1 rRNA gene is annotated in these 638 nt (G+C 47.0%); it reads left to right on the top strand.

The features are described 5' to 3' along the window. Positions 1-117: 117 nt before the first annotated feature. Positions 118-638 (top strand): 23S ribosomal RNA (locus MOB01S_RS12100); the annotation flags it as partial.

The following is a 638-nucleotide window of genomic DNA, read 5'->3' as shown; positions in this document are numbered from 1 at the left end:
TGATTGGATAAAGTAAAGAGAACTGAATCAAGCGTAAACAATGGTAAAATCGTTACACATTACCCTTATAGCACCAAATAAATAACTTCTTAGAAGTTAGACTACTTGGGGTTGTATGGTCAAGTAATGAAGTGCACATGGTGGATGCCTTGGCAGTCAGAGGCGATGAAAGACGTGATAGCCTGCGATAAGCGTCGGTGAGGTGGAAATATCCTGTGACCCGGCGATTTCTGAATGGGGAAACCCAGCCAACATAAGTTGGCTATCCTAACCAATGGGTTAGGAGGCAAACCGGGAGAAGTGAAACATCTCAGTACCCCGAGGAAAAGACATCAATAGAGATTCCCCTAGTAGCGGCGAGCGAACGGGGAGGAGCCGATTAGATGTGTAGTAGCAAAATGGCGTGGGAAAGCCAACCGTAGTAGGTGATAGTCCTGTATGCGAAACTGCACTTTTAACATATTAAGTAGGGCGAGACACGTGAAATCTTGTCTGAAGATGGGGGGACCATCCTCCAAGGCTAAATACTCCTGACTGACCGATAGTGAACCAGTACCGTGAGGGAAAGGCGAAAAGAACCCCTGTTAGGGGAGTGAAATAGAACCTGAAACCGTGTGCATACAAGCAGTCGGAGCCCG

Origin of the sequence: Moraxella oblonga NBRC 102422, assembly GCF_001598275.1 — a bacterium.
In the GTDB taxonomy this organism is placed as follows: Bacteria; Pseudomonadota; Gammaproteobacteria; order Pseudomonadales; family Moraxellaceae; genus Moraxella; species Moraxella oblonga.
Note: the sequence above shows the minus strand (reverse complement) of the source record. Positions and strands in the feature narration are given on the sequence as shown.